21 protein-coding genes are annotated in these 21017 nt (G+C 45.2%); 16 read left to right on the top strand and 5 right to left on the bottom strand.

From position 1 onward, the window contains the following. The first annotated feature begins 24 nt into the window (after positions 1-24). A complete protein-coding gene (locus D7Y06_RS08755) occupies positions 25-885 on the top strand; it encodes an EAL domain-containing protein (RefSeq protein ID WP_158591324.1) in 861 nt (286 codons plus the stop codon). A gap of 2 nt (positions 886-887) precedes the next feature. On the opposite strand, the gene D7Y06_RS08750 is transcribed toward D7Y06_RS08755, so the two are convergent. Beyond that, entirely contained in the window at positions 888-1172 is a 285-nt protein-coding gene (locus tag D7Y06_RS08750; RefSeq protein ID WP_120407429.1) for a GNAT family acetyltransferase, read from the bottom strand. Positions 1173-1483: 311 nt separating this feature from the next. Here D7Y06_RS08750 and D7Y06_RS08745 point away from each other — a divergent pair, with 311 nt between their 5' ends. The 5 genes from D7Y06_RS08745 (at position 1484) to D7Y06_RS08725 (ending at position 7347) form a co-directional block, all read left to right on the top strand. Continuing rightward, positions 1484-2395 (top strand): ABC transporter permease, encoded by a 912-nt coding sequence (locus D7Y06_RS08745; protein WP_120407471.1) that lies wholly within the window; start codon positions 1484-1486, stop codon positions 2393-2395. Between the two features lie 11 nt (positions 2396-2406). After that, positions 2407-3480 carry an ABC transporter permease gene (locus D7Y06_RS08740; RefSeq protein WP_120407428.1) on the top strand — a complete coding sequence of 358 codons (1074 nt, stop codon included), beginning with the start codon at positions 2407-2409 and terminating at the stop codon, positions 3478-3480. A gap of 10 nt (positions 3481-3490) precedes the next feature. Then, positions 3491-4495: an ABC transporter ATP-binding protein gene (locus D7Y06_RS08735; RefSeq protein WP_120407427.1), complete on the top strand. Its 1005-nt coding sequence runs from the start codon at positions 3491-3493 to the stop codon at positions 4493-4495. After that, positions 4488-5456 (top strand): ABC transporter ATP-binding protein, encoded by a 969-nt coding sequence (locus D7Y06_RS08730; RefSeq protein ID WP_120407426.1) that lies wholly within the window; start codon positions 4488-4490, stop codon positions 5454-5456. Before D7Y06_RS08735 ends, D7Y06_RS08730 begins: the two co-directional genes overlap by 8 nt. Positions 5457-5565: 109 nt before the next feature. After that, positions 5566-7347, top strand: a complete 1782-nt coding sequence (locus tag D7Y06_RS08725; RefSeq protein ID WP_120407425.1) for a peptide ABC transporter substrate-binding protein — start codon at positions 5566-5568, stop codon at positions 7345-7347. Between the two features lie 60 nt (positions 7348-7407). On the opposite strand, the gene D7Y06_RS08720 is transcribed toward D7Y06_RS08725, so the two are convergent. Then, positions 7408-8058 (bottom strand): potassium channel family protein, encoded by a 651-nt coding sequence (locus tag D7Y06_RS08720; RefSeq protein ID WP_120407424.1) that lies wholly within the window; start codon positions 8056-8058, stop codon positions 7408-7410. Positions 8059-8077: 19 nt separating this feature from the next. Then, the gene (locus tag D7Y06_RS08715) at positions 8078-9421 is read right to left on the bottom strand and encodes a TrkH family potassium uptake protein (protein ID WP_120407423.1); all 1344 of its coding nucleotides are present in this window, start codon (positions 9419-9421) and stop codon (positions 8078-8080) included. 184 nt (positions 9422-9605) lie between these two features. On the opposite strand from D7Y06_RS08715, the gene D7Y06_RS08710 reads away from it, so the two are divergent. Both D7Y06_RS08710 and D7Y06_RS08705 read left to right on the top strand, forming a co-directional pair. After that, positions 9606-10136 carry a hypothetical protein gene (locus tag D7Y06_RS08710; protein ID WP_120407422.1) on the top strand — a complete coding sequence of 177 codons (531 nt, stop codon included), beginning with the start codon at positions 9606-9608 and terminating at the stop codon, positions 10134-10136. Between the two features lie 16 nt (positions 10137-10152). Next, a complete protein-coding gene (locus tag D7Y06_RS08705) occupies positions 10153-10701 on the top strand; it encodes a DUF1653 domain-containing protein (protein WP_120407421.1) in 549 nt (182 codons plus the stop codon). Positions 10702-10709: 8 nt separating this feature from the next. Here D7Y06_RS08705 and D7Y06_RS08700 read toward each other — a convergent pair whose 3' ends face one another. Both D7Y06_RS08700 and D7Y06_RS08695 read right to left on the bottom strand, forming a co-directional pair. Beyond that, entirely contained in the window at positions 10710-11159 is a 450-nt protein-coding gene (locus tag D7Y06_RS08700; RefSeq protein WP_120407420.1) for a CYTH domain-containing protein, read from the bottom strand. Between the two features lie 8 nt (positions 11160-11167). Further along, positions 11168-11716: a DJ-1 family glyoxalase III gene (locus D7Y06_RS08695; protein WP_120407419.1), complete on the bottom strand. Its 549-nt coding sequence runs from the start codon at positions 11714-11716 to the stop codon at positions 11168-11170. Positions 11717-11900: 184 nt separating this feature from the next. Between D7Y06_RS08695 and D7Y06_RS08690 the strand changes: the two genes are divergently transcribed. From D7Y06_RS08690 to D7Y06_RS08655, 8 genes are all read left to right on the top strand, one after another. Then, positions 11901-13151, top strand: coding sequence for an InlB B-repeat-containing protein (locus D7Y06_RS08690; RefSeq protein WP_120407418.1), 1251 nt, complete (start codon positions 11901-11903; stop codon positions 13149-13151). A 142-nt stretch (positions 13152-13293) separates the two neighbouring features. Then, positions 13294-13506 carry an alpha/beta-type small acid-soluble spore protein gene (locus tag D7Y06_RS08685; protein ID WP_120407417.1) on the top strand — a complete coding sequence of 71 codons (213 nt, stop codon included), beginning with the start codon at positions 13294-13296 and terminating at the stop codon, positions 13504-13506. Between the two features lie 275 nt (positions 13507-13781). Then, positions 13782-15107 (top strand): trigger factor, encoded by a 1326-nt coding sequence (tig, locus tag D7Y06_RS08680; RefSeq protein WP_120407416.1) that lies wholly within the window; start codon positions 13782-13784, stop codon positions 15105-15107. A gap of 68 nt (positions 15108-15175) precedes the next feature. After that, on the top strand, positions 15176-15766 hold the full coding sequence (gene clpP, locus D7Y06_RS08675; protein WP_120407415.1) for an ATP-dependent Clp endopeptidase proteolytic subunit ClpP: 591 nt from the start codon (positions 15176-15178) through the stop codon (positions 15764-15766). Positions 15767-15773: 7 nt separating this feature from the next. Beyond that, entirely contained in the window at positions 15774-17051 is a 1278-nt protein-coding gene (gene clpX, locus D7Y06_RS08670) for an ATP-dependent Clp protease ATP-binding subunit ClpX (RefSeq protein ID WP_120407414.1), read from the top strand. Positions 17052-17167: 116 nt separating this feature from the next. Further along, entirely contained in the window at positions 17168-19483 is a 2316-nt protein-coding gene (gene lon, locus D7Y06_RS08665; RefSeq protein ID WP_330566414.1) for an endopeptidase La, read from the top strand. 41 nt (positions 19484-19524) lie between these two features. Then, positions 19525-20136 (top strand): ribosome biogenesis GTP-binding protein YihA/YsxC, encoded by a 612-nt coding sequence (gene yihA / locus D7Y06_RS08660; RefSeq protein WP_120407413.1) that lies wholly within the window; start codon positions 19525-19527, stop codon positions 20134-20136. Beyond that, positions 20126-21016, top strand: coding sequence for a metal ABC transporter substrate-binding protein (locus D7Y06_RS08655; protein ID WP_120407412.1), 891 nt, complete (start codon positions 20126-20128; stop codon positions 21014-21016). Before yihA ends, D7Y06_RS08655 begins: the two co-directional genes overlap by 11 nt. Position 21017: the final 1 nt, after the last annotated feature.

The raw sequence follows: 21017 nt of genomic DNA, 5'->3' as shown, positions 1-21017 counted from the left end.
CTTATCACAAAGCTGGAACACTCTTTGGAATATGCCAAGACAAACCGCAGGGGAGATTTGGTATTTTTCTCTGTTGAAATTGCCAGAAAACATGAAAGGGGTTTAGCCTTAAGGGAGGACTTAAACCAGAGCATAAAAAAAGATTTCCGTGGGTTTGAACTTTTCTTCCAGCCCTTTGTAAATCCGGGGACAAATCTTATTGCGGGATGTGAATGCCTGCTCCGCTGGAAGGGGGAGAAGATAAAAGATTCTTATCCCATGGAGTTTATCAAGGTTTTGGAGGATTACGGCGGAATCAGGGAAGTGGGATTTTGGGTTATGGAACAGGCCATTAAGCAGCAGGTGGCCTGGCGGGATACTTACGGGGAACTGCAGGTAAGCTTTAACGTTTCCTACCAGCAGTTTATGGATGAAGATTTTGAGAACAGGCTGATTTCCTATGTGGAAAAGTACGGAGTGAACCCTTCCTACATGATTATTGAACTGACGGAAAGCTGTCAGGTGGATAAGCCCCAGGAACTGGCCTCTATGTTTGACAGGTTAAGGGGCAGGGGATTTAAAGTGGCCTTAGACGATTTCGGCACAGCCTACGCTTCCCTTGAGATGTTAAAATGCCTTCATGTGGATTATATTAAAGTGGAGCACTCTTTTGTCAGGGAACTTTCGGAGCCGGGGCATGATATCGATTATGTAATTATCGACAATCTTTTGAGGATGTGCAGGCGCCTTGGCTATGATTCTATTGTGGAGGGCGTGGAAAACGGCAAAGTTGCGGATATTGTAGGGGAGATGGATGTAACCCTGCTTCAGGGGTATTACTACTCCCGTCCAGTCTGCCGCAATGATTTTGAGAAGCTTTTAGAAGAAGATAAACAGCAGTCATAATTTTAAAAAATACCTGTGGGCCAGGCATCTTTGCCGGATTCATAAATTTCATTTAAGTATCCGGCAATATCTGCCAGGGATTCCTGTTGGAAGGGAAAGGTTTTTCTTGCCTTTTTGCCCTCATCTGTGGATGCAAAGTTATAAGGTCCCGGCCAAGTAAATACTTCAAAAATGTCGCTGTCATTTTCCGTAGATTTTCGGATGAGATACCGCATTCCCCGGCAGCTCCCGGTAAATTTCTCTTTTTTATAAAATTGTAAAGACAGTAAATCTTGTTGTAATATCATAAAAAAATTCTCCTTTCCCACTATATTTATATAATATTATAAATAAAAAATCAATAAGAAGTATAAAAATATAGGAAAAGTATACAGAATATGAATAAATATCCATGAAAATGAATCAATACAAAAGTTGACAAAACAGGTACTTTTGGTGTATAAAATTATTAGGTTTCGCAACAGTTTAGTGAGGTAAAGCGAAGAATCGGAGTGCAATGTGGCACTAAACCCCATTGCACTTTTATTTTTGTTTACAAACAAAAATAAAAGCCGCGGCGATTGCAGCGGAGAAAAGAAAGAACAAAGGAGTTGAGAATATGGCAAGATATGTAGTAAAGAGATTGATTCTGGCAGTGGTCACCATATTTATTGTCTGTGCGATTACGTTCTTTGCAATGAATGCCATCCCGGGAGGGCCATTTAATGCAGAGAAAGCGCCGAGCCCGGAGGTTCAGAAAGTGCTTGAGAAGCGGTATAACTTGGATAAACCCGTGGGAACCCAATTTGTGCTGTATATGAGGAACGTATTTCGGGGAGACTTTGGAGTATCTTTAAAGACAGGAAGGGACATTGCAGATATCCTCTGGACATCTTTTAAGATTTCCGCAAAATTAGGCGGCATGGCAGCCGTTGTGGCTATTATCTGCGGGATTGTGCTGGGAAGCATTGCAGCTTTAATGAGAAACAAGTGGCCGGACCGTGTAATTATATTTTTTTCTACTTTAGCCACGGCGACGCCCAGCTTTGTGCTTGCCACACTGCTGCTTTTGGTATTTTGTATTAAGCTTGGCTGGATTCCGGTGTGGTCTGCGGAGAGCAATAATTATGTCCTTCCGGTTATTTCCCTTTCCGTATATCCCATGGCATATATCACACGTCTGACAAAGACAAGTATGTTAGATGCCTTAGGGCAGGATTACGTCCGCACGGCAAAGGCAAAAGGCGTATCCCCTAAGAAGGTGATTTTTAAACATGCTTTAAGGAATGCACTGATTCCGGTGCTCACGTATGTGGGGCCAATGATTGCATTTATTATCACAGGAAGCCTGGTTGTGGAAAATATTTTTACTATCGGCGGCCTTGGGTCAAAATTTGTATCCGGCATCACAAACAGGGATTACCCCATCATTATGGCCACTACCATGTTTCTGGCTGTTTTGATGATTGTGTTCAATCTGCTTACGGATATTATTTATAAAGTGGTAGACCCAAGAATTACATTTGAGTAGGAGGAAGGCGTATGTCAGTAGAAGAGAATAAAATGCCAAAGCGCAGTCCTTTCAGTGCGCAGATTGACCTGGCAAAGTTTGAACTTGCAACGGAAGAGGAAAAAAGGCAGCAGGATGTTATGAGTGAGTCCACAACCTTTTTAAAGGACGGAATGAGGAGGCTTAGGAAAAATCCTCTGGCCATGGGAAGCATTGTTGTGCTGGTGCTTATACTGCTCCTTATTATCATTGCTCCCAGGGTAGTGCCCTATACTTATTCCGGCATTATTACCGTGGACGGCGTCAGGGACAAATCCGCAAAAAACCTTGCTCCCTTTACCTACTCTAAGTTAGAGCAGAAGTATATAGACGAAGGAGGGGAAGTATTCCCCCACATTTTAGGGACGGATGAAATGTGCCGGGACTATTTTATGCGTGTCATTTACGGTACAAGGGTGTCTCTCTTTGTAGGATTGTTTGCCAGTGTGCTGGTGCTGATTATCGGGGTGCTATACGGCAGTATTTCAGGTTACGCCGGAGGCCGGGTAGATATGTTCATGATGCGGGTTGTGGATATTATTTATTCCCTGCCGGATCTTCTGATGGTAATCCTTCTCTCCGTGGTTTTAAGCCAGGTGATTACGTTCCAGCCGGGAAGCCTGATGGCAAAGCTGGGGAGCAATATGGTTTCCCTGTTTATTGTGTTTGGCCTTTTGTACTGGGTTGGTATGGCAAGGCTGGTGCGGGGGCAGATTTTATCCATCAAAGAAAATGAGTATGTCTTAGCCGCCCAGTCTATCGGTGCAAAATCCGGAAGGATTATAAAAAGGCATATCCTGCCCAACTGTATCAGTGTGATTATTATCTCCACTGCATTGCAGATACCTTCCGCGATTTTTACGGAAAGTTTCTTAAGCTTTGTGGGCCTGGGGGTGCAGGCGCCCATGCCTTCACTGGGAAGTCTTGCCAACTCCGCCAGGGACGGCCTGCAGAGTTATCCTTATAAGCTGGTGTTCCCGGCGGTTATGATTTGTCTTATCGTTTTGGCTTTCAACCTTTTGGGGGACGGCCTTCGGGATGCCTTTGACCCGAAACTGAAAGATTAGGAGGCAGGCCATGAGTGAGAATATATTAGAAGTCAAAGATTTGTGTACGTCTTTTTTCACGGATTCCGGTGAAGTAAAGGCGGTAAACGGAGTTTCTTTTAACTTGTCTCCGGGAAAAATTTTAGGAATTGTGGGAGAGTCGGGATCGGGAAAAAGCGTGACGGCCTACTCCATTATGCAGATTTTAGCTGACACGGGAAAAGTGGTAAGCGGCGAGATTTTATACCGGGGAGAAAATATATTAAACTATGACAAAAGACAGTTAAAAGATTTCAGAGGTAAGAAGTGCAGTATTATCTTCCAGGACCCCATGACCAGCTTAAATCCCGTATACACTGTGGGCAACCAGCTTATGGAAGGGATTATGCTCCACACAGACAGGAACAAGGAGCAGGCCAGGGAGAGGGCCAAAGAAATGCTGGAGCTTGTAGGGGTAAACGAGCCCGCCAGGCGTTTAAAGCAGTATCCCTTTGAGCTTTCCGGAGGTATGCGCCAGCGTGTGATGATTGCCATGGCTCTTGCCTGTGAGCCGGATATCCTCATTGCAGACGAGCCAACCACGGCTTTGGACGTAACTATCCAGGCCCAGATTCTGGAACTTATGAAAGAACTTCAGAAAAAACTGGGAATGGCCATTATCATGGTGACCCACGACCTTGGGGTTATTGCGGATATGTGCGACGAAATTATCGTTATGTATGGCGGAAGGGTCTGCGAGAGGGGAACGGCGGAGGATATTTTTTACCGTCCGGGGCATGAGTATACCAAAGGGCTTCTGCGCTCCATTCCCCAGGAAGATACCAACGACCGTCTCGTTCCCATTGCGGGAACGCCCATCAACCTTTTAAATATGCCGAAGGGCTGTGCATTCTGCAGCCGCTGTGATGCGGCTATGAAAATCTGCCTGGAGGAAAAGCCGCCGGAGATGCAGATGCCTGACGGACATTATGCATCCTGCTGGATGAATGTGAAAAAACAGTACGAAGAGAACGAAGGGGGTGCGGGCAATGAGTAATGATAACGGATATCTAGTTGAAGTAAAAGATTTGAAAGAACATTTTCCGGTTCGCACCGGCTTTTTTGAAAAAACCATGTTAAAGGCCGTAGACGGTGTCTCTTTTCAGATAAAACCGGGGGAGACCCTGGGCCTTGTGGGGGAATCCGGCTGCGGAAAGACAACGGTGGGACGTACATTGCTTCATCTCTATAAACCTACCGGGGGGCAGATTCTGTTTGAAGGGGAAGAGGTAACGGAAAATAATATTAACGAATACCGGAAGAAAATGCAGATGGTATTCCAGGACCCCTATTCTTCCTTAAATCCCCGTATGATTGTGGAGGATATTATCGGGGAACCCTTGGATGTGCACAAACTCTACAGTTCCAAAGGGGAGAGGCGTGAAAAAATCCTTGGCCTTATGGAGACGGTGGGGTTAAATGCGGAACATGCCACCCGTTATGCCCATGAGTTTTCCGGGGGCCAGAGACAGCGTATCGGCATTGCAAGGGCTTTGGCCGTAAATCCCAAGTTTATTGTCTGCGACGAACCTGTCAGCGCATTGGATGTGTCCATTCAGGCCCAGGTAATTAATATGTTTGAGGATTTGCAGAAAAAACTGGGAATGGCATATCTTTTTATCGCCCATGACCTTTTGATTGTAAAGCATATTTCCGACAGGATTGCGGTGATGTATCTGGGGAGGATTGTGGAAATCGGGGATGCAGACGAGGTGTACCATTCCCCCAAACATCCCTACACCGTATCTCTTCTTAGCGCAGTGCCTATTCCTGACCCGAAAACTGCAAAGGAGCGGCAGCGTATTATTTTAAGCGGGGATGTGCCAAGCCCCATGAACCTTCCCAGCGGATGTGCATTCCGCACCCGCTGTCCCTATGCCACGGAAAAGTGTGCCGCAGAGTGTCCCTCCCTTACGGACAGAGGGGACGGCCATATGGTGGCATGTTGGAATAAATAAGGTAAAATCAGAATCGTGGATTCTGTTTTTATAAATATCTATAAATCATTGCGCCAAAGGGCGCATAGGACGGCTGTATCATTTACGGCCGCAAAAAGGAGGTAATCATATGAAAAAATTGACAGCAATGATGTTGGTTGGCTGTATGTCGGCAGGTTTGCTTGCAGGCTGCGGCGGTTCCGGCAACGGCGACTCACAGGCAGATTCTGGTGACAATGCAGCAGACAGCAGCGTGGCAGCAGATGGAACAGAGGCTGCAGATGCAGGAGACGAAGACGCAGGGGATGCTTCCGGAAGTTCTGCACCGAACTGGAAACCTTATGATGAGCTGATTGCAAACATTAAGGCAAGCACAGATACGGTAGAGCGTGAGAAACTGATGCATCAGGCAGAGGATATGCTTATGGCTACCAATGCAGTAGTACCACTTTACTACTACAATGACCCATGGATGATGAAAAGCGGCATGGACGGTATGCGCACCAACCTTTTCGGCTACAAATACTTTATGTATATGTCAGGCGTGGAAGGGCCTTTAAGCCTTTGTCTGGCAAGCGAGCCTGCAAAGCTTGACCCGGCGTTAAACAGTTCCGTGGACGGGGCCTGCCTTGCGGCAAACAGCTTTGTCGGCCTTTATACTTATGGTGAGGACGGGACACCGGTTCCGGCCCTGGCAGAGGGTTATGACCTTTCCGAGGACGGTTTGACCTATACTTTCCATTTAAAATCTGACTTGAAATGGTCTGACGGCTCTCCTCTTACAGCCAAAGATTTTGAGTATTCCTGGAAGCGTGCGGCAAATCCGGATACGGCGGCAGATTACGGCTACCTTTTTGACGTGTTTGCAAAAGAGGGAGATGAGATTGTAGTATCCGCTACAGACGATAATACTTTAACCTGTACTTTAATTGCACCCTGTGCATATTTTGAAGACCTGGCTAGTTTCCCGGTATTTATGCCCGTAAACCAGGCAGCAGTGGAAGCTGCAGATGCAGACGGCACAAATCCGGGAGCATGGGCATCCGAGGCAGGCTTTATCAGCAACGGTGCTTACACATTAAAAGAATGGAAGCATGACGAGTCTATGGTATATGTGAAGAACCCTAATTTCTATGACGCAGAGAATGTAACCGTAGATGAACTTCATTTTATGTTAAGTGCTGATGATACTGCAATTTATGCGGCATACCAGTCAGGAGATTTGCAGTTTATTGATACCATTCCAAATGATGAGATTGCAAACCTGATTGCAGCAAATGACCCTGAATTCCAGGTATCTCCCCAGCTTGGAACATACTACTGTGCATTTAATGTAAACAGCTCTCTCTTTGAGGGATTGACAGAACAGCAGGCTTCCGATATGCGTAAAGCTATGAGCCTTTTGATTGACAGACCTTATATTGCAGAAAATATTGGTCAGACAGGCCAGGAAGTTGCTAATACATTTGTTCCCGCAGGAATGGCGGACGGCAATGGCGGAGAATTCCGTGCAAATGACGGTGATTACACCTTCCCAGATGAGGCAAATGTAGGATATTTTGATGCGTCTGCTCCCAACGTGGAGGAGGCAATTTCCCTGTTAGAGTCCTGCGGATATGTATTTGACGAGGGAGGAATGCTTTCAGCAGAGACTCCGCTTGCCCTTACTTACCTCACCAACGATTCCGAGGGTAACGTAAAGATTGCAGAGGCAATCCAGCAGGATTTTGCGGCAATCGGTATCGAGCTTACCATTGAGCAGCAGGAGTGGAATGTATTCTTAGAGGAGAGAAAAGCAGGAAACTTTGACTTCTGCCGTGAGGGATGGATTGCAGATTACAATGACCCCATCAACATGTTGGAGATGTGGACGACAGATTCCGGTAACAACGACTGTCAGTTTGGAAGATAATTTCGTAAGAAGTTCAGTAAAAAACAGAGCCTTGTATTGGCTCTGTTTTTTTGCGTCTTTTCAGTGGCTTTTAATAATCTTTTTCATATCGTTTTCATGGCCGATGACCATTAAATGTTCTTCTTCGTTAAAAATATAGTCTGCACCGGGAAGAATCTGGGTGTGTTCCCCACGCTTGGTGCCGATAATGCTTAAACGGTATTTGGCCCGGAGATTGATTTCTTTAATGCTCTTTCCCAGCCATTCCGGCAGGGGAAGAATTTCATAGATGGAATAGCCGTCCTGCAGGTTAATATAATCAAATATGCCGTCGGCGCTTAGGCTTACCGCAAGTTTTTCCGCAATATCCCGGTCTGGGAAAATCACTTCGTCGGCGCCGTTTTTTAACAGGAATTTGGCGTGTATCTCTCTGTTTGCCTTGCTGATAACACGTTTTGCCCCCATTTCTTTTAGAAGGCTTGTAATTTCCAAACTGCTCTGGAAATTGTTTCCGATGGATACAATACACAGGTCAAAGTTGGAAACACCAAGGCTTTCCAAGACTTTTTCATTGGTGCAGTCTCCGATTTTTGCGCTGGTGACAAAGGGAAGAAGATCCTCTAGTTTTTCTTCCTGGCTGTCCACAATCATAATCTCATTGTCCAGTTTGGAGAGATTTTTGCACAGATGGGAACCAAATCGTCCCATGCCAATCATTAAAATAGATTTCATAAATTTGCTCCTTTTAAAATTATCCTATATTAATTTTTTCCACTGGCTGCATAATGTGGGTGATTTTTTTCTTATCCGTAAAGGACATGGCAAAGGACAGGCTGCCCACCCTTCCCAGGTACATAAGCAGGGCCACAATTACCAGGGAAAAAGTGTTTAAGCTGCTGGTAAGGCCCGCAGTCATTCCCACGGTGCTGATGGCGGAAAAGGTTTCAAACAGGGCGTCGACACCGTTTAAGTTTTGGGCACAGCAGATTGCAATTCCCGCTGTGACGGCAAGGGAAATATTGATAAAAAATACAGAGGAAGCTTTCTGGATGGCGGCATCCTCCAGCCTTCTTCCAAAAATATTTGCCCCCTGGGTCCTTGTAAGTGTGGATTTTAAGTATACAAAGAGCACTACAATGGTAGTCACTTTAATTCCACCTGCCGTGGAGCCGGGAGCGCCCCCGATAAACATCAAAACTATGGTTAAAAGCTTGCTCCCGTCTGTCATAGCCCCGGTGTCAACGGAGTTAAATCCCGCCGTCCTTGGAGTTACGGAACAGAACAGGGAATTTAAAATCTGTTCCATAGGGGTCATATCAGAAAAAAGCCTGTTTTTTTCCATGAAATAAAAAAGCAGGGCACCGCCAAAAGTTAGGACTATTGTGGCACAGAGGACAATTTTTGTGTGAAGGGAATAACGCCGGAATTTTAATTTGTTTTTCATTAAATCAGACCAGACGATAAAGCCCAGCCCTCCGATTAAGATTAAAAGCATAATCGTAACCAGAACGATAGGATGACCGTTGCAGCCGGTGAGGGAGGAACCTGGTTCGTAGCGTCCCATTAAGTCAAAGCCGCCGTTGCAAAAGGCAGATACGGAGTGGAAGATGCCATAATAAATTCCCTGTAAAAATCCCATTTTGGGGATAAAGCAGGCGGAGAGGATCAGGGCTCCTGTCCCTTCAAAAAATAACGTGCCGAAAACAACTTGTTTGGTGAGGCGCACGGCTCCTCTGATTTCCAGGACATTAAAACTTTCCTGAATCAGGCCCCGCTGTTTCAAGCCGATTTTTTTTCGCAGCAGTAAGGATACGGTAACGCCCAGGGAGATAAATCCTAAGCCCCCGATTTGAATCAGGCACAAAAGGACAATCTGACCAAAGAGTGACCAGTGGGAAAAGGTGTCAACTACCACAAGCCCTGTGACGCAAGTGGCGCTGGTGGCAGTGAATACTGCGGTGATAAAAGGGGTGGGTTCCCCTGTCCGGGATGCGGCAGGCAGCATTAGGGCGAGAGAACCTGCCATGATAATAAGAAAAAATCCCAGGGCAATCATTTGGGGACCCGACATGCGGTTTTTTAATTTCGTAAGCATAATATACCTTTCAAATAAAATGATTCAGTGTTGATGAATCTATTATAGTGAATATGGGAGGACTTGTCTATTCTTTTGGGATAAAAAGAATGGATATACTCTTTTTGGGAATTTGTTTGACCGGGAGACACAAAGAGGCTATAATAAAAATGTATTTAGTAAAAATAGAAAAAGGGAAATCAGAATGGCCGTTTCAATTATTTATTTAATTATTATTTTAGTGATATTAAGAAAAGTGTTAAAAGACAAGAAAAAGACAGTGAAGCCTAAAAATACGGCGCCTCCACCCAAAAGGCCGCCTGCGGCACAGACAGTTCAAAGGCCGCAAAACAGGGGAAATCTTTCCAGGCCGAAGACCGATTACCAGGAGCAGCAAAAGATGCGGGATTTGAAACAAAGGTTAAAAGAGAAATATACGCCTGCTCCACGCTCTGAGATATTAGAAAATGCAAAGGAAAATGTGGCTGAAAATGATGTGGACCTTCTGAAGGAGGCAGACAGGAGATGGCATGACTCGGCCAGGGTTCCCGCCTTACATACACAGGAAGATACAGATATTTTAAAGCAGGTATATGATTTAATGATTGTGGGATACAGTGGGAATCTTAATTTTAAGAGAGATTTTCTCTCAGAGGGCATGGATATGATAAACCGTATAGGAATGACAGAAAATAACATGGATATAATAGAATATAAAATAAATGGAAGTATTTAAGGAAGCAGGTGTTAGTATGAATCGAAAATTGCCAAGACCTTTTGAAATATACAGGCATTTTAAAGGAAAGGATTATCAGATTATCTGTATGGCAAGAGATGCGGATACAGGGGAGGATATTGTGGTATACCAGGCTTTGTATGGGGACTATGCCTGCTATACCAGGCCCTTATCCCAGTTTTTAAGCGAGACGGACAGGGAGAAATATCCCGATGCGGCGCAAACCCAAAGATTCCAGGAAATTTCAGCGCCGGAAGAAAAAGAGGCAGCAGAAGCCTTCGCTTCTGTCCAGGTCTCCCCAAAATCCTCTGTCCCCAAGGAGATGGAAGAGCCAAAGCCGGGGGAAGCCGACCCTGCCCTGCTGGCATTTTTGGATGCGGATACTATGGAAGAAAAATCTAATATCCTGGTTTCCATCCGCCATAGGATTACCAACCGACTCATAGACGATTTTGCAGTGACCCTTGATGTGGTAATTCCCGAGGGCAGTGTGGACGTTAGGTATCAGCAGCTTTTAAACAGTATCCGCATGGTACAAAAATATGAGATTGAGAGATCCTGGTAAACAATGGCTTACCCAGGTTTTCTGCTCAGGGTGCTGTTGTGGTATTCTGTAGAAAAGGTAACATCTTCTCCAAACCAATCAGGGGGAAGGAAGGCATTCGCCTCCTCCTCCGTGCTAAATTCCACTTCCGCCAGAATAAGGGGAGCCAGATCATCTAAAAACACATCCAGTTCAATGGTATATTTTTTCTTATAGGGAATGTTATAGCGGATTTTGTGTATGAGGATGCCGTCTGCTTTGGCCCGCAGGTGCTGATAAGCCTCCTCTGTCAGGGGGAGATTGTATTCTTCCCGTACCATAAGCCCCCGGCCTTTGTAGGTCAGGGTAAATTTGTCATCAGCCCTGCGCACCCGCACAACCGGCTCTGTGCACAGATATCCCTGCTCCAGTTCCTTTGAAGGGAAGTCTCTGTAATTCTCAGGAAGTTTTTTCACCAAGTATTTTCGTTCAATTTCCATGAAATCACCTATTTGTATACAAGATGGAGCTTTACATCATCCACCACGGACTGGTCGTTAAAGTAGCTTACGATTGCAAGGCCAAAGTCAATGGCAGTCCCCATGCCCCGGCTTGTAATTACGTTTCCGTCTGTAACCACGTTATCCGTAAGAGGTTCTGCCCCGGTTAATTTTTCCTCAAATCCGGGATGGCAGGTTGCTTTTTTTCCTTTTAAAATCCCGGCAGCCCCTAAAACAGAGGGTGCGGCGCAGATGGCGCAGACAAGTTTTCCCGCAGCAGCAAAGGTTTTTACCTGGGATACCACACCTTCATGGTCTCCTAGGTTTATTGTACCCGGCATGCCTCCGGGAAGGATAATCCCGTCCAATTCTTCAAAGTTTACATCTTCAAACACCGTGTCAGTGAGAAAAGTAATATTGTGGGAGCCTTTTACCGTATTGGTTTTGTTTACGGAAATGGTAATAATATCCATTTTTGCCCGGCGCAGTACGTCCACAACGGCAAGCCCTTCGATTTCCTCACAGCCGTCAGCCATAAAAATTCCTAATTTACTCATAAAATACCTCCGTATATCGTTGAAATTTGTCTATGCTTTTAGAGTATTTCTTTTGGGAAAGCCTGTCAATTCTATTTTTGTTATTTTTTTTAAATACACGTAAAAGTTGTAATATTCTATGTGCTGTGCTATAATAAATTTGTTAAGAAAAACCATAATGGGATAAAGGAAAGGATGAGAGAAGATGAAAAAAGTAATTGCAGCGCTGCTTTTGTCCACGGCACTGATTTTTGGGGCAGGCACTGCCCAGGGTGCAGAGATTTCGGCAGCAGGTGTAGAAAATGGAGTTTGCGGTGTTACAATAAATTTTGATGCCAACGGAGGTTCCGGGGTGATGGCACCCTTAGCGCCGTCTCCCAGTGCGGCTGTAACCATTCCGGCAAATGTTTTTACCAGAAAAAACTATACCTTTTCCGGATGGAATACAAGGGCAGACGGCAAGGGGGACGCATATGCCCAGGGAGATGATGCGGCGCCTCTTATGGCAGGAGCAGGCGAGGGACAAATTACTTTGTATGCACAGTGGAAAATCAATCCCCCCACAATTAAATCCATGAAATCCACAAAACCCGGAACATTAAAGATTTCTTATAAAAAGATTCCAGAGGCAAAGAAATATCAGCTTCAGTATTCTACCAATAAGAAATTCCCCAAAAAGAATACAAGGACGGTAGAGATAAAGGATGTAAAATCAAGCAGCATTGAGATTTACGATTTTATCCCCAATAAAACCTACTATGTGAGAATGAGCAGCTACGACGGGAAGACAAAGAAATTCGGGGATTACAGCAAAGTATCCAAACAGAAGACAAAGAACGGCAAAACCCTGGAAAACACAAAATGCTCCACAGGAATTGAGGCGGATATTACATTAAAGGGTTCCGGCTCCGGCTACCATGCAAAACTTGTGCTGGTGACGTCCACTTCTGCCGTGTCCTACGGGATTCAGTTTGACAAACATGCCGTTGCACCCTATACAAATAAAGCGGTGACCTTAATTGAAAATGTGAAATCCAATGCGCCGGGCCAGCAGGAGTACACAAGGCCAAGCGGAAAATCCCTAAAAGTTGGAAAGAAATACCATATGATGATCACTATTGACAGCAAAGGAAAAGGAAACGTATATCTTGACTATAAAAAGATTGGCAGCTTCACAAACAAAAATCTTGCAAATACTGCAGTGTACCCAAGAGTGGAAGCGTCCGTAAGGCTCAGCGGTGATAAAGTCAATGCAGTTTTTGATAATATTAAGCTCACAAGAGCAGGAGAAGTACAGGAAGGGCTTTTTGGAGGTCATATCGAAAAATCCAATAAAGGAATTAAAACAAAGCGGGAAAAGAATAAAAATAAAGTGACCATATCCGGGAAAGGGATTGGAATCCGGGGCGATTGGGACAGCGATTACAAAAACGCTTCCGGCATCTGGTCATTTTAAAAGATAAAAAATGCCTGCTCTGGGGAAACTTACCAAACATAAAATTGAAATTAAAAACCATACTATTTTCAGGATAAACAACAGAGTTTATCCAGGAGAAAAAAACCGGCGATGCCGGAGAATACTTTGGAGGTATGAAACTATGGCAAATTCAAACAACAGCAATAGAGTTGAGGTACCGGAGGCAAAAGAGGCATTAAACCGTTTTAAACAGGAAGTAGCTTCTGAACTTGGCGTTCCTTTGAAAGAGGGTTACAATGGTGACTTAACTTCCCGTCAGGCTGGATCCATCGGCGGTGAGATGGTTCGTAAAATGATTAGAAGCCAGGAAGAGAAAATGTCTTCCGGACAGTAACAGAAAAATGAAGCACGGGCTGCGGTAAATGCAGCAGAGGCAGGGTCAGAAGGAAACAGAATCTTCTGGCTCTGCTTTTTTGTAAAAAAGGCTGCAATTTCCTGCTGTAAATGTCAAGAATACTAAAGAGTTTAAAAAATTTTTTTCTTGTATTTTAAAATACCATGTGCTATAATACTACAATGACTGTGAGACGGTGGAAGTATGCCCTTTTTGGCATGTGTCTGCTGCTATGAACGTATACCATGGAGATATGAAGGAGGAAAACAGGTATAATGAGTGTACAGGTAGAAAACTTAGAGAAAAATATGGCAAAACTTACAATAGAAGTTTCTGCAGATAAGGTGGAAAAGGCTATACAGGCAGCCTACTTAAAAGAAAAAAGTAAAATCAGCCTTCCAGGTTTCCGTAAAGGTAAAGTTCCCAGACAGATGATTGAGAAGATGTATGGAGCGGCAATTTTTTATGAAGATGCTGCAAACAGGCTGATTCAGGAAAATTATGGCCCAGCAGTGGACGAGAGCGGCGTAGATGTGGTTTCACGTCCCACCATTGATATTACGCAGATTGAAAAAGGCCAGCCGTTTATTTTTACGGCAGAAGTGGCAGTGAAGCCGGAAGTAAAATTGGGAAAATATATGGGTGTAACCGTTGCAAAAATCGACACATCCGTATCAGACGAGGAAGTGGATGCGGCTGTTGAGGAAGAGAGAAATCACAATGCCAGAACTGTGACTGTACAGGATCGTGCAATCCAGGATGGAGACACAGCAGTGATTGATTTTGAGGGATTTGTGGACGGTGTTGCCTTTGAGGGCGGCAAGGCGGAGAATCATTCTCTGGTTATCGGTTCCCATTCTTTCATTGATACATTTGAGGAGCAGTTAATCGGTAAAAATACAGGGGATGAGACGGAAGTCAACGTTACATTCCCGGAAGAGTACCAGGCAGAGGAACTGGCAGGAAAGCCGGCTTTATTTAAGGTGAAAATTCACGAGATTAAAGTGAAAGAGCTTCCTGAGTTAGACGATGAGTTCGCCCAGGATGTGTCTGAGTTTGACACTTTGGCAGAGTACAGGGAAGACGTCAGGAAAAAACTGGGGGAGACAAAAGAGGAAGAGGCCAGACGCACAAAAGAGGATGAGGCGATTAAGAAAATCGTGGATAAATCTTCCATGGAAATTCCAGAGGCCATGATTGAGACACAGGTTGAGGTTATGGTGGAAGAGTTTGCCCAGAGAATTTCCCAGCAGGGGTTAAGTTTTGAGCAGTATATGCAGTTTTCCGGTATGACTATGGATAAAATGAAGGAGCAGGTGAAACCGGAGGCCCTCAGCCGTATCCAGAGCAGCCTGGTATTGGAGGAGATTGCAAAGGCAGAGGATATCCAGGTAAGCGATGAGGATGTGGCGGCAGAAATCGAGAAGATGGCAAAAGCTTACGGCATGGAAGCGGAGAAAGTGAGTGAGTTTTTAGGCGATGCCCAGAAAGAGTCCATGAAAAAGGACATTTCCGTGCAGAAAGCAGTGAAACTTGTAATGGAAAATGTGAAAGAGCGGGCAAAAGCAAAGCCGAAAAAGGATAAAGAAGCAGCAGAATAAAAGAATAGCACTTCGGGCAGACTGGCTTCCTAAGAGCCGGTCTGTTTGGGGATTTAGGAGGCAGAAATATGAGTTTAGTACCTTATGTGGTAGAGCAGACCAGCAGAGGAGAACGCAGCTACGATATATATTCCAGATTGTTAAAAGACAGGATTATTTTCCTGGGGGAAGAGGTCAATGACACTACGGCAAGTATTGTGATTGCCCAGCTTTTATTTTTGGAGGCTGAGGATCCTGGAAAGGATATCCAGCTTTATATTAACAGCCCGGGAGGTTCGGTTTCTGCCGGATTTGGAATTTTTGACACGATGAATTATATTAAATGTGATGTGTCCACTATCTGCTGCGGCATGGCGGCAAGTATGGGAGCATTTCTCTTGGCAGGGGGAGCAAAGGGCAAGCGTATGGCACTGCCCAATGCAGAGATTATGATTCACCAGCCTATGGGAGGCATGCCCAGTGGAAGCCAGGCCAGTGATATGGAGATAACAACCCAGCATATTTTGGGGACGAAGCATAAGATAAACAAGATTCTGGCGGAGGAATGCGGGAAACCCATTGAGATGTTAGAGCGGGATACGGACAGGGATAATTGGCTTAGCGCACAGGAAGCCAAAGATTATGGCCTTATTGATATGGTAATTACGAATCGGGAGTAGATGAGAGATGGCAGGAAGAAGTTTTATTGGCGGTGAAGAAAGGATTCGTTGTTCCTTTTGCGGAAAATCCCAGGAACAGGTGCGAAAACTGATTGCAGGACCCAACGGGGCATACATCTGTGATGTATGTGTGGATATCTGCGCAGAAATTATTGAGGAAGAATTTGAGGAAGAGGACGAGGAGCAGGTTGAGGAGCAGATTAATCTGCTAAAACCTGAGGAGTTAAAAAATTTTCTGGATGAGTATGTCATTGGTCAGGACAATGCAAAAAAAGTGCTCTCCGTTGCAGTGTATAATCATTACAAAAGGATTTTGGCGGGGACGGATCTTGACGTGGAGCTGCAGAAAAGCAATATTTTAATGCTTGGGCCCACAGGTTCCGGAAAAACTTACCTTGCCCAGACCTTAGCAAGAATTTTAAATGTGCCCTTTGCCATTGCAGATGCCACCACATTGACAGAAGCCGGTTATGTGGGGGAGGATGTGGAAAATATCCTGCTGAAGATTATTCAGGCGGCAGATTATGATATTGACCGGGCGCAGCACGGTATTATCTATATAGATGAGATTGACAAGATTACCAAGAAGTCAGAAAATGTATCCATTACCCGGGATGTGTCCGGGGAGGGAGTACAGCAGGCCCTGCTTAAAATTTTGGAGGGGACGGTTGCGTCTGTTCCGCCTCAGGGGGGCAGGAAGCATCCCCAGCAGGAGCTGATTCAGATAGATACTACCAATATTTTATTTATCTGCGGTGGTGCGTTTGACGGGCTGGAAAAAATTATTGAAAGCCGTCTGGATGAAAAGACGATTGGTTTTAATGCCACGGTAAAGGACAGACGGGAGATGAACGTGGGGAAAGCATTTAAACATGCCATGCCCCAGGACTTTATTAAGTTCGGCCTGATTCCTGAGTTTATCGGAAGGGTGCCTGTTACGGTTTCCCTGGATTCCCTGGATAAAGAAGCACTTGTCCGCATATTGACAGAGCCGAAAAATTCCCTGATTAAGCAGTACAAAAAGCTTTTTGAGCTGGACGGGGTGGCGCTGCATTTCAATGATGATGCGGTGGAGGCTGTTGCAGGGAAGGCACTGGATAGACAGACCGGGGCCAGAGGGCTGCGGGCGATTATGGAAAATGTTATGATGGATTTAATGTATAAAATTCCATCAGATTCCTCAATCACAGAATGTACCATAGATAAGGCCTTGGTAGAGCAGAAAGGTTATGTGGATTCTGTGGAGGAAGATGAGCAGTTGCTTTTAGAATCAAAAAGTGCGTAGGGAATAAAAAGCCTGAAAATGAGAGCTGTCACAGTAATACCTTTCATTACTGCTGACAGCTTTTGTAAACGGAAGCAGGAAAGATTTCATTAGTGATTAGAAAAGAGGGTTTTACATTGAGAGACACAAGTTTGACAATGCCGGCGGTGGCCCTTCGGGGAATGACGATTTTGCCGGGAATGGTGGCGCATTTTGATGTCAGCAGGCCAAAATCCATCCAGGCGGTGGAAGAGGCAATGATAGGGGAACAGAAACTTTTTCTGGTGACCCAAAAAGATTTAGGGGTGGAGAATCCCGGCCTGGAAGAGTTGTATCATATCGGGATGGTTGCAGAAATCAAACAGGTGATTAAAATGCAAAACAATATCGTCCGTATTTTGGTGGAGGGCTGCGAGCGGGCGGAACTGGCAGGTCTTGTCCAGACAGAGCCCTTTTTTATGGCAGAGATATTTGAAATTGAGGACGACAGCGAAAATGCATATTCCCCTGTGGTAAAAGAGGGGATGCTTCGGGCCATCCAGGAAATTTATGCCCATTATTCCTCGTTAAATCCCAAGCAGGGCAAGGAGTTTGCCAGACAGGTGGCGGATGAAAGGGACGTGGAACATTTGATGGATATGATTGCAAACAATATCCCTATCCACTATGAGGAAAAACAAAAATTTCTGGAGGCTGTGACCTTGGAGGACCGGTATGAGGTTCTCATGACCATGATATTGCAGGAAGAAAATATTATTCAAATCAAGAGGGAGTTTCAGGAAAAGGTCAAGGAGAGAGTGGACAAAAACCAGAAAGAATATCTGCTCCGGGAACAGATGAAAGTAATTCGGGAGGAGTTGGGGGAGGATAACACAGAGTCCGATGTGGACCATTTTTTTGAGGCTTTAAAGAAGTTAAAAGCAAATAAAGATGTAAAAGAAAAAATAGAAAAAGAAATTAAACGCTTTAAAAATATTGGTTCCAGTTCTTCCGAGAGCGCTGTGGCCAGGGGATATATTGAGACACTTTTGGATCTGCCCTGGGAGAAGGCATCCAGGGATAATAAGGATTTGAAGCATGCGGAAAAAATATTAAATAATGACCATTACGGACTAGAGAAAGTGAAAGAAAGGATGCTGGAGTTTTTGGCGGTGAGAAATCTTACCAGCAAAGGGGAAAGCCCAATTATCTGCCTTGTGGGACCTCCGGGAACAGGCAAGACAAGTATTGCCAGGTCTGTGGCAAAGGCTCTTTCCAAAGAGTATGTGCGCATTTGTTTAGGGGGCGTAAGGGATGAGGCGGAAATCAGAGGCCACAGAAGAACCTATGTGGGTGCCATGCCCGGCCGCATTGTCTCAGGGCTTAGGTCTGCAGGGGTAAAAAATCCCCTGATGCTTTTGGATGAGATTGATAAGGTCAGCAGCGATTATAAAGGGGACACTTCATCGGCTTTGCTGGAGGTGCTGGATTCGGAACAAAACAGTAAGTTCATGGATCACTATGTGGAGATTCCCATAGATTTGTCGGAAGTGTTGTTTATTGCCACGGCAAACTCCGCCCAGGACATCCCAAGGCCCCTTTTGGACCGTATGGAAATCATAGAAGTGACAAGTTACACGGAAAATGAAAAAATGCATATTGCCAGTGAGCATCTTGTAAAAAAACAGTTAAAGAAAAACGGCCTGAAAAAAGAACAGCTCACCCTCAGCAAGGATGCCCTTTCCTTGGTAATCCGCGGGTATACCAGGGAGGCGGGAGTCAGGAACTTGGAGCGGAAACTGGGAGAAATCTGCAGGAAAGCTGCCAGGGAAGTGTATGAGGGGGATAAGAAGAAGGTGGCTGTCACCAGAAAAAATCTGGGAAAATACCTGGGAAAAGAAAAGTACAGTTACGATAAGGCGGGAAAAAGCGATGAAATCGGAATTGTCCGGGGCCTGGCATGGACCAGCGTAGGTGGGGACACTTTAGAGATTGAAGTGAATGTAATGCCGGGAAAAGGGGAGTTTCAGCTCACCGGGCAGCTTGGGGATGTGATGAAGGAATCCGCCCAGGCGGGCATCAGCTATATCCGTTCCGTGAGCAAAGAATTCCATATCTCAAAAGAATTTTTTAAAGAGAATGATATCCACATCCATATACCCGAAGGCGCAGTTCCAAAAGACGGGCCTTCGGCGGGGATTACTATGGCCACCGCTATGCTCTCCGCTATTACGAAGCGGAAAGTCCGGGCGGATGTGGCTATGACAGGGGAGATTACCTTAAGGGGGAGAGTCCTTCCCATAGGAGGGCTAAAGGAGAAAACCCTGGCTGCAAAAAATGCGGGGATTAAGACCGTGTGCGTGCCAAAGAAGAACCAGAAAGATATTGAGGAGATATCTGAGGAGATAAAACAGGGGTTAAAAATCGTGTATGTGGAAACCATGCAGGAGGTCCTTGATACAGCCCTGGTATAATCCGGGGTTTCCCGGGCACAATCTGGAAAACGGAGGGAACTATGATTATAAAAAATGTGGAGTTGGAAACCGTCTGCGGCGTTACCAGCAAACTCCCGGAAAATACACTGCCGGAGGTGGCTTTTGCCGGAAAATCCAATGTGGGAAAATCATCTCTCATTAACGGGCTGATGAACCGGAAATCTTTGGCCAGAACCTCCGCACAGCCGGGGAAGACCCAGACCATTAATTTCTACAATATCAACGGGGAAATGTATCTGGTGGATTTGCCGGGGTACGGTTATGCCAAGATTGCTGAATCGGAAAAGAAAAAGTGGGGCGCTATGATAGAAAATTATCTCCACAGCTCTAAGCAGCTTTTGGCAGTGTTTCTTCTCATTGATATCCGCCATGCCCCCTCGGAAAATGACAGGATGATGTATGAGTGGATGGTGTATCAGGGCTTTGCCCCCATCATCATTGCCACAAAACTAGATAAAATAAAGAGAAGCCAGGTGCAGAAAAATGTAAAAATCATACGGGAGGGCCTAAAGGTGGAGCCGGGGACAAAGGTTTTTCCCTATTCAGCCATGACAAAACAGGGCAGGGAGGAAATATGGGAATACATGGACACCCTGGTACTGGAGGCAGCAGAGAAAAAGAATGAAACATAAGTATGGTTTTGTAACGCTGCTGCTTATTGCAGTGGCGTTTGCAGGTTATTGTTTTACAGCTCTTTATGTGGGAAGCCGGGAAAAGGGGGAAGAGAGATTTTTTGTGGTGACTTCCTTTTACCCCATGTACATTGCAGCGGAAAATATTGTGGGAGACGCAGAGGGCGTAACCCTTACAAATTTAAGCGAGCCCCAAACCGGGTGTATGCACGACTATCAGCTTACCCCGGAGGATATGAAGCTTCTTTCCAGGGCGGATGTATTTATCGTAAACGGGGGAGGGATAGAAAATTTTTTGTCCAAAGTGGCAAAGTCCTATCCAGACCTTAAAATTTTAGATGCCAGCCAGGATGCAGGGCTTTTAGAGGATAACAGCCATGTGTGGATGAGTGTAGAAAAGCATAAAAAGCAGGTGGAAAATATTGCCCGGGGCCTTTGCAAGATGGATGAGGGAAACCGGGAATATTATGAGGGACAGGAAGAAGCTTATCTTTTAAAACTTTCCAAACTGGAGGAGGAGCAGAAGGAAATCAGAAGTAAAATCCAGGGGAAAAGTATGATTTCTTTTCATGAAGCATACGCTTATCTGGCAGAAGATTACGGGTTACATGTGGCCTTTACCCTGGATTTGGACGAAGAGCGCCAGGTATCCGCCGGTGAGGTGTCAGATGTGATATCTGCCCTTAAGGAAAATGACAGTGCTGTGATTTTTGCAGAGGAACTGTATGGAAGCGAGATGGCGGAAACCGTAAAAAAAGAGACGGATGCAAAGGTGTGCTTTTTGGATACCCTGGTGCGGGGGGATTACTCTTCGGACAGCTATCTTAGCGGCATGGAAGAAAATATCCGTCTCATAAAAGAGGCTTACGGGGTGGAATAGT

Origin of the sequence: Roseburia sp. 1XD42-69, assembly GCF_003612565.1 — a bacterium.
Taxonomy (GTDB): Bacteria; Bacillota; Clostridia; order Lachnospirales; family Lachnospiraceae; genus Roseburia_B.
The sequence above is the reverse complement of the archived record's forward strand: the minus strand, read 5'-3'. Positions and strand labels throughout refer to the sequence as shown.